This is a genomic window from Shewanella frigidimarina, assembly GCF_003797125.1.
GTDB classification, from domain to species: Bacteria; Pseudomonadota; Gammaproteobacteria; order Enterobacterales; family Shewanellaceae; genus Shewanella; species Shewanella frigidimarina.
Window position 1 is genome coordinate 210,585 of sequence record NZ_RKKE01000003.1, and the last position, 15,766, is coordinate 226,350.

Genomic DNA, 15,766 nt, shown 5'->3' on the forward strand with positions numbered 1-15,766 from the left:
CGCCAATAACGGTATAAACTCACTATCAATAAAACAATAAGAGTGTCCTATATGTCTATAGAATCAATATTAAAAAACCGTTACTCAGCACGCGCCTTTCTCGACAAACCGGTTGCCAAGGAAACCTTGGATTTGATTTTTGCGCATGCGCAACTTTCACCTTCAAATTGCAACGTACAACCATGGCAAACCTGTGTGGTTTCGGGGCAGACAAAAGACACATTAAAGCAAAAATTTATGCAAACTCTCATGAGCGGTGCTTCACCTAATCCTGATTTTAACTGGTTACCGCAATATCAAGGTGTACATCGTGACCGCCAATTTGGCTCAGCAAATGCCTTATACAGTTCAATTGGTGTCGCACGTGAAGATAAAAAAGCCCGCCAAATGGCGATGGTACGCAACTGGCAATTTTTTGATGCGCCACATGCGGTGTTTTTCACTATGGATAAATACTTAGACATTATGGGCGCTGTTGATTTAGGCATTTATGCTCAAACCTTGTCATTAATTATGGCAGATCATGGCATATCTAATTGTATGCAAGGTGCATTAGGACAATTCCCCGACCCAGTACGAGAAATACTAAATCTCCCAGCCGAGCGTGGTATTTTATTTGGGATGTCATTTGGTTACGCTGACGACAGTGCAGCGGTAAACAATACCCGTACCGATCGTGAACCCATTGAAAACGCAGTGGCATTTTTCGATTAACCAGTCATGACTAATGAGATTGAATATGAAGCTAGAGCATAAAAATATTTTAGTGGATAACGTCAATATTCATTACGTTGAATCTGAACAATCCACTGATGAAACGACATTAAAATCGACAATTATTTTTCTACATGGATTTCCTGAATACTGGGGAACATGGTCAGCCCAACTGAATTTTTTTTCACCACATTATCGTGTGATCGCACCTGACTTACCGGGATACAACTTAAGCGACAAACCCGACGATGTTAGTTTTTATGCTGTACACAATCTTATCGGCTTTATGGCCAAGTTTATTGCTGCAATTAGCCCTACTCAGCCTGTTATTTTAGTCGCACATGATTGGGGCGGCGCTATCGCCTTTCCATTAGCGGCGTTTCATGCTCAGTTAATCAGTAAGCTGATAATTGTTAATGCTGCCCACCCAAGTACTTTCACTCGCGAGATGATGAACAATCCACTACAACGCAAAAAAAGTGCTTATATTCATCAGCTAATTAGCGTGTCGGGTGAGTCACTATTAACGCAAGATGATTATCGCTATTTAAGTGAAGACATCATGGTGAGTACAAACCCAGGCGTGTTTACCGCCGATGTAAAAGCACGTTATAAACAAGTTTGGGGTCAACAAGGTGCAATAAATGGCATGTTGCAATATTATCGCGCTATGCCACAACTGGCGGAAAATGACACAGATAATCAACGTAGCAAGGCAACAGCTGCATCATCTCTAGACACATCAGCTACTCAGGATGGCACAACTAAATCGAGTCCAGTTAAACAAGCATCGCAGCTTAAAGTACCCAATATACGAATTAATGTTCCAACATTGATTTTATGGGGCGAACAAGACCTTGCCTTCGTTAATGAGAATCTCGATGACATCCATCATTATGTGCCTAACTGCATCATAAAACGTTTTCAAGACACCAGTCATTGGCTACAACATGAAAGGCCAGACGAAGTGAATGTCGCCATTAATAATTTCATAAACGATTTGCATTCATAAACATATGCTTATAAAAGTATGCTTATAAACATACACTTAAAGTCAAACCGTTAATCATAATCTTGGTTAAAGGCTTGTTGTAAAACAAACTCAATATAGTGCGCTGAATAACAAACGAAATAATAATAACGATAAAGGGATTTTATGACGACATTAACATCACAAACTCAACAGGCACTCGTATTTGAAGTGGCTAAAAATGACTTGTCACAAACACGTGTTGTTGAGCTTAATATTGAGCTGCCATTGGCTGAAAATGAAGTATTACTTAAAGTGAGTAAATTCGCGTTAACCGCAAATAACATCAGCTATGGCATCACTGGGGATGCATTAGGTTATTGGCAATTCTTTCCTGTTAACAATTCCCCTTTGGATACTGCTTCAAATTCGATTACGTCTAAAGCTAATACAGTTCAACACACTCAATGGGGACGATTACCTGTGATGGGGTTTGCCGATGTTGTGTCATCAAATAATAAAGATATCAACGTTGGTGAACGAGTATGGGGATTTATGCCGATGGCGACTCATTTCAAAATCATTGGCGGTAAAGTGAACCCTACGGGATTTTCAGATATCAATCCATGCAGAGAAGGCCTATCTCCGGTTTATGCGCGCTTTGATCGCGTCAGTGCTAATCCTTTTTATCAGCTAAAAAATGAAGACTACGACATCTTATTACGCGGACTGTTCACCACGTCTTGGCTAGTGGATGACTTTATGTTCGACAATCAGTATTTCTATGCGACTCAGTATCTGGTAACCAGTGCATCCAGTAAAACCAGCATTGCCCTCGCCTTTGCCATTAAGCAAAGAGGTCAACGCAGTGCGATTGGAATTACCTCCGAGGCCAATTTAAGTTTTGTTAAATCATTAGGTTGTTACGATCACGTTATTAGCTATAACGACATCACCACCCTAGATGCCAATGTTGCATCCATCTTAGTGGACATGGCCGGTGGTAAAAAAACCTTAGCCGCCATTCATCACCACTTTAACCAACAACTGCGCTATTCATGCCGGATTGGTGCAACCCATCATGGCGATATTGACTTAACAGACACACAAAGTGATGGTCTGCTACCAGGTGCGACTCCAACATTCTTCTTTGCACCAACGCAATTGAAAAAACGTAGCCTTGAATGGGGCGTTGGTGAAACCATGAAACAAATGAATCAATCGTTACTCAATTATATCGAGTTTTGTCGTTCTAACATCACCCTATCCCACACCCATAATCTTCGCCACGTTAATGATATTTACCAACAAGTATTAACAGGCACCGCTGATGCCGCGGTTGGCCAAATCATCTCGTTAGATACAAGTTCATCATAAACAAACCCAGTATAAACACGCTCATAGTAGAAAAATAAAAAAAGGACGTTATCGGCCCAATAAAGGTCATATTTGAATGAGGTTATTATGGAAGATATTGAATTAGTAACATTTGTTAATACGCAAGTTATCCCGGTATGCATCTTTTTAATTATGATGGGCATGGGGTTGTCTTTAGTGACAGATGATTTTAAACGCGTGCTTAAGTACCCTAAAGCAGTCGCGATAGGACTAACTAACCAGCTGCTTTTGTTACCTATTATTGGTTTTGGATTAGCTAACATTATGCCGTTAGAACCAGAATACGCTGTAGGCGTTATGTTACTGGTACTTTGCCCTGGCGGCACGACTTCTAATATGTTTTCTCACTTAGCAAAAGGTGATGTGGCGCTGTCGGTCACGATGACTGCGGTGGCCAGCTTAATTACCGTGTTTACTATTCCTGTAGTACTTAACTATTCGTTAATCCACTTTATGGGGCAAGGCAATGAATTTCAGTTGCCAATACTTGCAACGATGTTCAGCTTAATGAAGCTGACTATTGTGCCTATTGTAATTGGTATGATGATAAGACGTTACGCACCTAAAATAGCAGAAAGTACTCAAGTTCATGTGTCACGTTTTGGCATATTGTTTTTGACGTTGTTGATTATATTTTTAACGTATATTCAGCAAGATATCGTTATTCCAGCACTTATCGCCGCAGGGCCAGTATCGATTATTCTTAATATCTCAACCATGCTACTTGGATATTATTCAAGTAAATTGTTTGGATTAAATTTGGCGCAACGCACCTCGATTACGATTGAAGTCGGCTTACAAAACAGTACCTTATCAATGTTTATGGCATTAACACTGTTAGCTAACTACAAGATGTCTTTCACGCCCGCGATTTACACTCTCACAATGCTCTTTACCGCAGGGATTCTAGCGGGTATGTTAAATTCAAAGTATTTTAAATCAAAAAGTAATAGTGAAGTGATGGCCGATAACGCCTAGACGAAAACTAATAATTAAAATAAAAAAGGTAAAAAATGGAACTGATCACCGTAGTAATCGAAAACAATGTGCATGTTATTACTCTGAACAATGGCAAAGTGAATGCAATATCGCCTGAAGTCATCGCTCAAATTAACAGTGCATTAGACCACGCAGAACAACAAAATGCGGTTGTCATATTAACTGGCCAACCTGGTATTTTATCTGGCGGTTACGATCTTAAAACCATGAAGCAAAGTTCACAAGCTGCAATTGCTTTGGTCACTGCGGGCTCAACGTTAGCTCGCAGAATACTGTCATTCCCAACACCGATTATTGGTGCCTGTTCAGGCCATGCCATTGCTAAAGGTGCATTTTTACTACTCAGCTGTGACTACCGTATTGGCAGCACAGGGCCATTTAAAATTGGCCTTAACGAAGTGGCAATCGGGATGACAATGCATCAGGCTGGCATTGAAATCGCGCGTAATCGTATACCGCAAAACTACCTGTCGCGGGCGGTAATCAATGCTGAATTATTTGCACCAGAACAAGCGGTATTGGCAGGTTTTCTTGATCAAGTGGTTGAGCCAGAACAACTCATGGACACTGCACATGCCGTGGCTAAACACATGCAAACACTGAACATGCCTGCGCATTTGGGAACCAAGTTAAAGGAACGTCAGGCCATTCTCGCCTCTTTGGATGCAGCAATAGAACAAGATAAGCTTATTACATTGAATTTATAAGGATATAAATATGATATCGCAAAAGACCTACCAAACGCTCTCTGTCGACATTAACGATAAAGTGGCCCACATCATCCTCAATCGACCTGACGCATTAAATTCAATGAACGTCGACTTTTGGCATGAGTTTCCAAGCGTAATACACGAGATTAATAATCAATCTGCGGCTCGCGCGATTGTTATCTCCTCTACAGGCAAGCATTTCAGTGCCGGTATGGACTTAGCGGTATTCAGTGCGAGTAACAGCGACGATAATATCGAATTAGGCCGTAAACACGACCACTTACGCCGTTTAGTGCTCAAATTGCAAGATTGCTTTAATGTGCTTGAAACTGCCCGTATGCCTGTACTCATGGCCATTCAAGGTGGCTGTATTGGTGGTGCTGTCGATATGGTCACCGCGGCAGATTGCCGTTATTGCACCAGCGACGCTTTTTTTAGCATCGAAGAAACCAAACTCGGCATGACCGCTGATGTAGGGACCTTGCAGCGTTTACCTAAATTGATTTCAATCGGATTAGTTAAAGAGTTAGCCTACACAGGCCGAAGAATGCCTGCGGCAGAAGCCAAAGCAGCTGGATTAGTCAATCACGTGTATGAAGACAAAGCATCAATGCTAACTGCTGTATTAGGCATTGCTGCAGACATTGCCGCCCGATCGCCTTTAGCCGTTACCGGCTGTAAAGAGATGATTAACTATGCACGTGACCACAGTGTCGCCGACAGTTTACATTACATGTCGGTATGGCAAAGCGGCATGTTCCAACCTCAAAACGACATGATGGAAATATTTAAAGCGAAAGCGCAAAACCGTGCGCCTGAATTTGAAGAGTTAACACAAATCGATCCTTTAAAAATATTCTAAGCATTGGGTACACCCGCGTTATTGCCAATTAACTTAACTCATGACTGAATTAATTTAATCATTAATAGCGCTAACCCTTTAGAGCAAACTATGACAAAACCAGTAATTAACCTAGTGCATGCCAACGGCTTCCCCGCGGGCAGCTATAAAACGTTCCTACAAGAATTTGATAACGATTTTAGAACCATAGCCCACAACCAGTTTGGCCATAATGTACTTTACCCAATACACAATAACTGGCAACACCTAGTCACGGAACTTGTTGAATTTATTAAGAAGCAAGATGAAAAGGTCATTTGTGTTGGGCATTCATTCGGCGGTGTTATATCGTTTATCGCTGCCTGCCAACATCCTGAACTTTTTCGAGGTTTAGTGATGCTCGATCCACCTGTCGTCACCGGCGCATTCTCACATTTGCTGAGTTTTATTAAGCGCACACCTTACATTGATAAGCTTTCACCCGCCGGTAAAGCGAAAACACGCCAGAATCTATGGCCAGAAAACACTAACTTGGTTGATTATTTTTCACAGAAAACCTTGTTTAAAAATTTCGATTCACGTTGCTTACAAGACTATGCATCATCAAGTGTGGTGCTACGCAATAAACGTTTAGAGCTCAGCTTCTCTCCTGCCGTCGAAGCCGACATTTTCAGGCATTTACCGACCAACCTTGTTAAGTACAAAAACAAACTGACCGTGCCAGCAAAACTGATTTACGGTGAAAAGACTCAGATATTCCCGATTAAACATTTTGTTCGATTTGCAAAGCTGAATAACATTGAGTTAATGACACTCCCCAATGGCGGACACATGTTTCCATTAGAACAACCAGAAAACACCGCCAATATGGTCAAACAGATCATTAAAGACTGGTGATAATTACCCTTACACTTGGAAAATAACTCAAATAACTCAAAAAGATAAACAATCTACATAAGAGGCCCAATATGATTAAACCAATCAGTTTGCTATCTACCCTCGCGCTTTTGGGCTTATCTTATTCAGTCTATGCACTGCCGTTAAATAACATCCAACTACCAGAAGGGTTTACCATCGATGTGTATGCCGAAAACTTAGAAAATGCACGCCAGATGGCACTTGGTGACAACGGAACTGTTTTTGTAGGCAGTCGTAAAGCAGGCAATGTTTATGCGCTTATAGACAGTGATAATGATTTTAAAGCTGACAAGAAAATCATTATCGCAACGGATTTGTTTATGCCATCCGGTCTTGCTTACCATAATGGCAGTTTGTATGTCGCTGAAGTCGATAAAATCTGGCGTTATCCTGATATTGAACAATCATTACCCAAGATCCCTAAACCAGAATTGGTGTACGACAAGTTACCTAACAAATCCCATCACGGCTGGAAATTTATCGCTTTTGGCCCAGATGGAAAGCTGTACATTCCCGTCGGCGCACCTTGCAATGTGTGTGAAAGTGAGCAGCCCTTTGCCAGTATTTTACAATTAGATCTTGAAACAAAACAAACCACTATCGTCGCTCAAGGTGTACGCAACAGTGTCGGATTTGATTTCCACCCACAAACAGGTGAGTTATGGTTTACCGATAATGGCCGCGACATGATGGGCGATGATTTACCCGATGATGAGCTTAATCGTGTGAGCAAAAAAGGCCAACACTTTGGTTTTCCTTATATTCACAACACAGATATTGCCGATGCAGATTTTACTAACCCCAAAATAGCTAAACTCAACACGCCTCCGGTATTAACCTTAGGTGCTCATGTTGCTGCATTAGGCATGGAGTTTTATCAAGGTAATCAGTTTCCAGCAACATATAAGCATTCTATTTTGATTGCCCAACATGGTTCGTGGAATCGCACTAACAAAGTGGGTTATCGCATTATGCAGGTGGCACTTGAGGGGAATAAGGTGGTTGACTACAAACCCTTTGCCACAGGTTGGCTTGAAGGCGAACAAAGCTGGGGCCGCCCTGTTGATGTGATGACCCTGGCAGATGGCTCTTTCTTGGTATCAGATGACTTTGCCAATGCCGTGTATCGGATTAGTTATACCAAGTAAAAAAGCCAAACGTTAAGCTTTAGCTGTACGACCATAATAAAGTTCGATCAGTTTGAAACTAACCCTTGGACAAAAGTGTATTTAAGATATGGCCAGCGGCCACTAACGTCGTGGCGCTTCGCCCACACCAGACCAAGTGGAAACCAACGGCTGTTCCCTCTTGGAACTCCCAGCCGCCCCGCAACATTTTCGCTATTTACAAAACAAGAGCTGCGAAAAGGTCGCCATGGGGATTGATCCATCTTTGAATCTCGTTTGTAATCGGCCTCGGCCTTACTCGAAAATGCTAACGCTTTCGATGGTACATCCTGTACCGCGAAAGCTAGCCTGACGTCCTGTCAGGCTCACGCTATTTTCTTCAACGGCCTCAAGTTCAGAGTTGAATTTATCCATTCCCAATCATGTCTTCTGACTCATTTATGGACAAAAGCGTTTTAGAAAAGCCAGTGTTTCAATTTACTTTTTATAAAAGTTTACCCTGACCCCACTAAATTTGACCCCACTAAATTTTATTTCTTGTTATGTTTTATTTTCACCAAAATAATTTAAAGCCACAATATCATAAGAGTTTGAGTTTAAAGCACAACTTTTCACCTTAATGTCTTCCGGAAGCATTTCTAATAATGATTTGATTTCTTTAATTTTGTGCACATTTGAACCCAAATATATTTCCTTTATTGAACTTAAAGGAAATGAAAATAAATTCAAATCCTTGTGTTCTGAAATTTTCATGTGCTGCCATTTACCATTAGAATTAGTATAATAATTTTTTCTATTGTCTTCCCTGTCATATAAATGAAAACCTACATTTTTCACTACTCTCACTTCTTCTTCATATGCCCAATCTATTCCTTTAAATAAATAAGCATATTTAAAGAAATCAAAAGAATGTTGTGAATAGCTGGCTGTAGAGCGAAGTTCATCAAACCGTTGAGAGTTCGATTCATTTTTTAAATGTGTAGGAAATGTTTTTGTATAAATAATATCCCCAAAATTTGCTGGGATAACATTTGTCTCTTTATTGCAAAGTCCAGCTTCATTAACATCAAACCCAAGAACAACGCCTCTATGTTCATCTCCGTAATGACTCCACATTAAATTATTGAGAGGTGCACGGGTAAGGGATAAAACGCCATAGGACATATTTACTCCTGTTTTTAATTTAGATGGGGCTGTTTCTAACAGAGTTAGCGAAGGATCACTGTCATCAATAATATAAGAATAATTACTAATCGCTTGCATTTCAAAAGGGTCATTAAATTGATTTGCTTTGGTAAAAGATATGCTTGCACTTTCTATAATTTTTAAAGCATTTTCAAAGCTAACATACTTATATAAAATCAATGTATTCCCTTATTGAAAGTTAACTTTGACGTTTTTTTCTATCAGGTTACGACAAATTTAGAGTAAAATATAACGCCGCATTAAGCGGACAAAAATAGTGGGTTAAAATGTGTAGCGAGGCGAAACGTAACCAACTGTTTTTTGTTGCGTTTAAATGCCTTGTTAGTTGCTTACAGGATAAACTTAATTCTTTTATTTAAACTAATTATAAATATAGAAACTATAGCTGACGTAATTATTGCTACAAGTGTTAAATTAGTTCCCTCAAATTCGGTAAACTTTCTCAACACACTTAAAACAAAAGAATGTATGAAATATATTGCAGAGGAGTAAAGTGCAATATTTTTACTACTACCGCTTACTTTTTGATTTAAAAACAGTATGAATATTGCAGGGCAAACTAAGATTAAGCTTAAATAATTATCGAAGCCTACATCCCTTTGAGGCTGAATAAAATTTAAATAAGACTCTATGCATAGCAAGAAGATCCCCAAAATAGTGGCGAACAATGCGACCTTAACCGATATTTCTTTTTCGAATGAATACTTATGGATTAGAAACCCAATACAGAAAAATGGAAATGAGAAGAATAAAAAGTTACGGTGGATCCAAGTAATGTTGAAGGCTTTATCAAATATAGTTCCAGGAAATAGATGATAATTTCCAATATATTGGATCAATACGCCAGATATAAATGTTATTCCAACGCAAGCTATTGTAAATTTCGGTCCTTGCTTACGTAATATAATGACCACAATGGCGGCTCCAATCATTCCGGATATATACCATAAATGATGGTATCCAATTAGAAATTTGATGAATAATTTCAAAAAACTTATTGCAGACATATCTGGTAGCGAAAACCAAAAGAACGAATAAAAAGCCATCCAGACTAAATATAATATAGTAACCCTTTTAAGCCACAAAAGTTGAGAGTTCTTGAGCAAAGCAGAGTAAAAATAATACCCATTAATTATGAAAAACACAGGAACAGCAATCCTAAAGACTCCCTGTGAAAACAAAAATGAACCTAACTCACTAAATTCGCTTAAAAATCCAGCATGAAGACCGACAACCATTAATGCCATTAATGCCATTAATAGTTTTAAAAGATCTAATGATATGTTTCTACTCAAAATTTAAGACTCCAAAGAAAGATGATAAATAGGCAACTAACAGCTTATTGAAGGGCAAAAAAAATTAAAGTCGCCCTTTTAAGTTATTGATTAATTTCATCCTACATTTACTATCTTCTTGATGTAAAGCAGTTTTATTTAACTCCACTGACAAATAAAAGCGAGGTTGCACGTTAAAAGTGGACTCAATATTCAACAGGAAAAAAACACATTTATTTCAATGTATTACAAAATATACAAATTATTTATCGTACTACTTTAGTTTACTTATTAGCCGATTTAACTTAAAAAAACACTAAAAACCATTACAACTGTTTTTGTATACAGTACACACAACATAAAGGTGGGAAATATGGCTTACACAGGATACTTATCCGATATTTATAAGCCAGATACTGATGAAGTGTTAAGCAGTACGATCCCCATCGAAAATTATGGACTTTTTAGCATTTTTCGTCTGGGATGATGTGGCCAAAGGTTCATATTTGAAACAAACTTTGGGGCAAAGACGTGTTTCAAGGTGGCCTAGTGAATGACCGTAAATTGCACTGAATTACTAAATCTCTACTACGTTCTGCCCCTGATCATGTTAAAATCTCCGCATCAGAATTACCGAGAAACTCAATGTTTATCCATCATGTTAACGGCATCGACTGGCTAGTTATCACAGCTTTTGAAGAACTGAAAACTATGTTTATCGAAGAAGCAGGTACGATACCCTCTTGCTTCTCTACCGCCAGCGAATTGAACCTAGTTGATCAGGCAAAGCGAACTTATAGATATTTGCCTACTCTCAGCGGCGTAATCACCGATATCGGTACATATCAAAGACAGGGTAACGAAGAAGATTTGGACCCACAGCTTGCCTGCTTAGTTGAGGGGCATGGTCGGGTATTTATCTATCACGGCGGCTTTGTAGCTTTTGTGGATGACGAGCAAACCTTTATTACCCGAATAGACTGAAAATTATTCAGTAAGTTGAAATTGGCGAATTGGCATCCCTAGCAAGGAATGGGGCATAAATAAGTTAAATACTTTACTTTCAAAGGGTGTGAATCAACTCTCAACTTGAGGGCGTTGAAGACTCTTTATACAAGAATGCGTGATGCTCACATGGCCTTCCTCGCACATCTGACCGATAAGGATATTGGAAATGTCATTAGGATGTAGGGAACATCATTGACCATGTGCTACAAGGCATTCAGGCATCCTGCCTATCAGATGTGAGCTTAGCTTTCGAGGTACAGGTCGTTCTTTGGCATCTGACCCATATGGATATGGGGAATGTCATTATGATGTCGGGAACATCATTGACCTTGCCATCACGACATTCGTGAATCCATTCACATCAGATGTACCATCGGAAGCGTTAGCATTTTCACTCCTTATTACAAGATGGGCCAAAGCAGTCTACAAACGAAGTCCAAAGCTAGATAAATCCCATGGCGATCTTTTCGCAGCTGTTGTTTTGTAAATAGAGGAAATGTTGCGGGGCGGCTGGGCCAATTCTTTTATAAAGAGTAAAGAGGGAACAGCCGTTGGTTTCCTTTTGGTCTGGTGTGGGTGAAGCGCCACGACGTTAGTGGCCGCAGGCCATATATACGACTTATAATAGGTAGCAACGCATGACAAACAGCTATTTCATTCAATAGCTGCAGATTTAATACCACCAACTATCTGTTCTACCACTAACTTTGCCCATGCATTATAAATCGGTGCTCCTGGGTGAAACCCATCGGTGGCCATTACTTGTCGCATAAACTCGAGCATAGTGATGTCGGGTTGTGGGTTTTCTAATGGTAATTTAATTAATCTGAAATCTGTGGATTGGTCGACTTGATGATTTAACTTAATAAGTAATTGCTGTAATTGGCGATTAAATTGATTTGCTCGCTGGCCTAAACTCCAACGAAGTGGATGTGGCAATGCAGGAAATAGCCCCAAAGGCGGTAACGCTGTGACCAATATCAATTTGGGTCTGTATCGCTTTGTAATCAGTTCAAATAACGTTTTTTGTTGCAGCAACCACTTCTCGCAACTGATAGATGAGGTAATGTCATTCACCCCTAACGATGTCACGATGACGTCAAAATGCCTTTGCCCGAGTATGGGATGTGCGTTATCAATCTGCTCTTGTAAGGCATGCAAAGTGGTCGATGTAGTCGAGCCTGTTTTAGCAAACAAGCCATAACTAAACTCGAGCTGAGGACTTAATTGCTCAATAACCTGCCCTAACAATGCATGCTGTTGAAATGCCACTCCAACGCCAGCCGCCGCTGAGTCACCTAAAATTAATAAGCTAAGAGCAGGATTAGCGCCAGTTTGCCCCACTCGTTCGCCTTCAGGTTCCGGTAATCTTGGCGTAGTGCGGCGAACTTTAAGCCCCTGAAACACCAACAACGGGGCTAAAATGAGTGACACTCCCTGATACAACATTGTTTATCCTTAATACCAATGACGATTAATCGAACCCTAATTTCGACTTGCTCAACACTAGATGTTCATTAAATGCAAAATCGACCATTAACGATTATCAGCAATAAAATTCACTACAACATCCGCTAATACTTCGCCTTTGTCCTCTTGTAAAAAGTGCCCTGCAGCAACGATAGTGGAGTGCTTTTGCCCTTTTGTTCCAGGAATGAGTTTTTGCATCAAGGCATCGCCGCCCGCAGTAATCGGGTCTGAATCACTAGAGGCTGTTAAAAATGGCTTTTGCCATTGGCACAATACTTTCCATGCTGCGCGGTTTTTAGCAGCTGCAGGATCGTCAGGGGTGATTGGCACTAATAACGGAAATTGACGCGCGCCCTCTTTGTAACGCTCGTCTGGAAACGGCGCATCGTATGCGGCAATAATCTCAGCCGTTAAAGTCGATACACAGGCACTGTTAATTAAGTTGCCCGTTGGGAATATTTCAACGTCTTGTGAAAACTGACGCCATTTTGTAAAGGCTTCACCCGGCGGATGGTCACCGGTAGGCAACATGGTGTTAGCGCACACAATTCGTGCAAAACGCTCACTTTCTTCGGCGGCTAAACGTAAACCAATTAACCCGCCCCAATCTTGGCAAACCAAGGTAATGTCGGTGAGATTAAGTTGCAGCATAAATGACTTCATCCAATTAACATGACGTTGATAGGTATAATCGAGACGTTTAGTCGGCTTATCTGAACGGCCAAAACCAATAAGATCAGGGGCAATAACACGATGACCAGCGTTAACAAGAATTGGGATCATTTTGCGATACAAAAAGCTCCAAGTCGGCTCACCATGTAATAACAATATTGGTGCGGCATCCTTAGGGCCTTCATCAAGATAATAAACTCTCAGTTCACCACCTTCTGTGTCATCAACATTTAAGTAATGCGCTGTAAAGTGGTAGTCAGGCAAATTGGCAAAACAACTGTCGTCGGTGCGTAAAAATTCCATATTACTGCTCTTCCTTATTATGTTTTCTATCAATATTGTCTGAGTAATTTAACCTCACGCGAACTAAACCACATGGCTTACGGTCACTGATCCAGTGAGTGTTTACCTCACTGGATCGGTCATCAATAAAACGAACTGCTATTAACTAAGATCTTTAATCGCTCGGCCTATGCCATCAACTGTCAGCGGGTACATTTTGTTGTTCACTAACTGCTGAATAATGGAAATAGAGTGATGTATTGGCCAGCGACTTTCAGGTTGTGGATTGAGCCAGGCGATTTTATTGAAATGTACCAGCAATCGATTCATGTATTCAATGCCGGGCTTTTCATTCCAATGTTCAACACTGCCACCTTTAGCGATTATCTCGTAAGGTCCCATGGTCGCATCGCCGACAAATATGACTTTGTAATCTGCACCAAATGTTCTGGTGACTTCTTCTAAATCAATCACTTTATCAAAGCGGCGGTTATTGTCTTGCCAGACTTTGTCGTACACACAGTTATGAAAATAAAAGAATTTTAAATGTTTAAACTCGCTGTGTGCCGCAGAAAAGAGCTCTTCACATGTGTGAATATAATCATCCATAGAGCCGCCGATATCGAAAAACATCAACACTTTAACGGCGTTGTGACGTTCCGGTTCCATGTGCACATCTAACATGCCGCCATTTTGTGCAGTGGAACGGATAGTCGTATTGATATCAAGCTTTTCGCTGGCGCCAGTGCGGGCAAATTTTCTCAGCTTTTTAAGTGCTAATTTAATATTTCGGGTACCGAGTTCACGGTCTTGGTCAAAGTTTTTAAACTCGCGTTTATCCCATACTTTCACAGCACTGTTGTTACGGTTTTTATCTTGGCCGACTCTAATCCCTTCAGGGTTATAGCCGTAGGCACCAAAGGGCGAAGTGCCACCCGTACCAACCCACTTGTTACCGCCAGCATGGCGTTTTTTCTGTTCTTCTAGACGTTCTTTTAACGCCTTCATTAATGCTTCAAGCCCACCTAAGGATTTAAGCTTGTCTTTTTCTTCTTGAGAAAGATGCTTTTCAAACTCCTTTCTTAGCCAATCTTCAGGTAGAATTTTATCAAAAATATCAATACTTTCGATGCCTTTAAAATACTCAGCAAAGGCGTTGTCGTATTTATCGTAGTGGATTTCATCTTTAACCATGACAATTTTCGCAAGGTTATAAAACTCTTCCACATCTGCAAACACAACCCCAGATTTTAATAACGCAATTAAGTCGAGTAGCTCACGTAAGCTACACGGTACTTTGTGCTTTTTTAGGGTCAGAAAAAAATCAATAAACACAATGTTCTACCTGTTTCTGCGGCTCATGAAAGCCAGCTTTTCAATTAATGAAACGTCTTGTTCATTTTTAAGCAATGCACCAAACAAAGGAATAATGTCTGATTTTTTATCGAGCAAAGTGTCTTGAGAAATATCGTCTGATATCAGTAGCTTAAGCCAGTCGATCAATTCTGATGTCGAGGGTTTTTTCTTAATCCCATTGACGTCACGTAAATCGAAAAACACTTCTAATGCTTGCTGTAACAAGTCCTGCTTAACATTAGGATGATGCACGTCGATGATCTTAGCCATTTCATCTTTGGTTGGAAACTTAATGTAGTGGAAAAAACAGCGTCTTAAAAATGCATCTGGCAGCTCTTTTTCGTTGTTAGAGGTAATGATGATAATAGGACGTTGTTTAGCCTTGATAACCTGTTGAGTTTCATACACATAAAACTCCATTTTATCGAGTTCTTGCAATAAATCGTTAGGAAACTCGATGTCGGCTTTGTCAATTTCATCAATCAATAAAATCGATCTCTGATCTTCTTCAAACGCCTGCCACAATTTACCTTTAACGATGTAGTTACCAATGTCGTGCACGCGGACATCACCTAACTGGCTGTCGCGTAGGCGTGATACTGCATCGTATTCGTATAAGCCTTGTTGCGCCTTGGTAGTCGACTTAATGTGCCATTGATACAGTTTACAATTAAGTGACCGAGCCAGTTCTTCTGCTAACTGTGTTTTGCCCGTGCCCGGTTCGCCCTTAATTAATAACGGTTTTTCTAAGGCTATGGCCGCATTTACCGCTAAAGTAAGCTCGTTTGAGGCAATGTAGTTATCTGTACTTTTAAACATGG

The 15,766-nt window shown here is 40.3% G+C and carries 15 protein-coding genes; 9 read left to right on the forward strand and 6 right to left on the reverse strand.

The window, feature by feature from the left end; translation table 11 throughout:
• The first annotated feature begins 51 nt into the window (after nt 1-51).
• From EGC86_RS10450 to EGC86_RS10485, 8 genes are all read left to right on the forward strand, one after another.
• Nucleotides 52-714 carry a nitroreductase gene (locus tag EGC86_RS10450; protein ID WP_123777494.1) on the forward strand — a complete coding sequence of 221 codons (663 nt, stop codon included), beginning with the start codon at nt 52-54 and terminating at the stop codon, nt 712-714.
• 25 nt (nt 715-739) lie between these two features.
• On the forward strand, nt 740-1,726 hold the full coding sequence (locus tag EGC86_RS10455; protein ID WP_245423138.1) for an alpha/beta fold hydrolase: 987 nt from the start codon (nt 740-742) through the stop codon (nt 1,724-1,726).
• Between the two features lie 144 nt (nt 1,727-1,870).
• Nucleotides 1,871-3,061, forward strand: coding sequence for a DUF2855 family protein (locus EGC86_RS10460; protein ID WP_123777496.1), 1,191 nt, complete (start codon nt 1,871-1,873; stop codon nt 3,059-3,061).
• Nucleotides 3,062-3,148: 87 nt separating this feature from the next.
• A complete protein-coding gene (locus tag EGC86_RS10465; protein ID WP_123777497.1) occupies nt 3,149-4,060 on the forward strand; it encodes a bile acid:sodium symporter family protein in 912 nt (303 codons plus the stop codon).
• A gap of 35 nt (nt 4,061-4,095) precedes the next feature.
• Nucleotides 4,096-4,788, forward strand: a complete 693-nt coding sequence (locus EGC86_RS10470) for a crotonase/enoyl-CoA hydratase family protein (protein WP_123777498.1) — start codon at nt 4,096-4,098, stop codon at nt 4,786-4,788.
• Between the two features lie 10 nt (nt 4,789-4,798).
• Nucleotides 4,799-5,653: a crotonase/enoyl-CoA hydratase family protein gene (locus tag EGC86_RS10475; RefSeq protein WP_123777499.1), complete on the forward strand. Its 855-nt coding sequence runs from the start codon at nt 4,799-4,801 to the stop codon at nt 5,651-5,653.
• A 90-nt stretch (nt 5,654-5,743) separates the two neighbouring features.
• On the forward strand, nt 5,744-6,529 hold the full coding sequence (locus EGC86_RS10480; RefSeq protein WP_123777500.1) for an alpha/beta fold hydrolase: 786 nt from the start codon (nt 5,744-5,746) through the stop codon (nt 6,527-6,529).
• 71 nt (nt 6,530-6,600) lie between these two features.
• Complete coding sequence (locus EGC86_RS10485; protein WP_123777501.1) at nt 6,601-7,698, forward strand: PQQ-dependent sugar dehydrogenase; 1,098 nt, start codon at nt 6,601-6,603, stop codon at nt 7,696-7,698.
• Nucleotides 7,699-8,217: 519 nt separating this feature from the next.
• Here the strand turns inward: EGC86_RS10485 and EGC86_RS10490 are convergent.
• Nucleotides 8,218-9,042: a DUF2971 domain-containing protein gene (locus tag EGC86_RS10490; RefSeq protein WP_123777503.1), complete on the reverse strand. Its 825-nt coding sequence runs from the start codon at nt 9,040-9,042 to the stop codon at nt 8,218-8,220.
• A gap of 170 nt (nt 9,043-9,212) precedes the next feature.
• Nucleotides 9,213-10,178, reverse strand: coding sequence for an acyltransferase family protein (locus EGC86_RS10495; protein ID WP_123777505.1), 966 nt, complete (start codon nt 10,176-10,178; stop codon nt 9,213-9,215).
• 624 nt (nt 10,179-10,802) lie between these two features.
• Here EGC86_RS10495 and EGC86_RS10500 point away from each other — a divergent pair.
• A complete protein-coding gene (locus tag EGC86_RS10500; RefSeq protein ID WP_123777506.1) occupies nt 10,803-11,141 on the forward strand; it encodes a cytosolic protein in 339 nt (112 codons plus the stop codon).
• A gap of 678 nt (nt 11,142-11,819) precedes the next feature.
• Here EGC86_RS10500 and EGC86_RS10505 read toward each other — a convergent pair.
• From EGC86_RS10505 to EGC86_RS10520, 4 genes are all read right to left on the reverse strand, one after another.
• On the reverse strand, nt 11,820-12,614 hold the full coding sequence (locus EGC86_RS10505; protein ID WP_123777508.1) for an SGNH/GDSL hydrolase family protein: 795 nt from the start codon (nt 12,612-12,614) through the stop codon (nt 11,820-11,822).
• An 87-nt stretch (nt 12,615-12,701) separates the two neighbouring features.
• Entirely contained in the window at nt 12,702-13,610 is a 909-nt protein-coding gene (locus tag EGC86_RS10510; protein ID WP_123777509.1) for a haloalkane dehalogenase, read from the reverse strand.
• Between the two features lie 141 nt (nt 13,611-13,751).
• Entirely contained in the window at nt 13,752-14,924 is a 1,173-nt protein-coding gene (locus EGC86_RS10515) for a vWA domain-containing protein (protein ID WP_123777511.1), read from the reverse strand.
• A 6-nt stretch (nt 14,925-14,930) separates the two neighbouring features.
• Entirely contained in the window at nt 14,931-15,764 is an 834-nt protein-coding gene (locus EGC86_RS10520) for an AAA family ATPase (RefSeq protein ID WP_123777513.1), read from the reverse strand.
• Between the last annotated feature and the right edge of the window lie 2 nt (nt 15,765-15,766).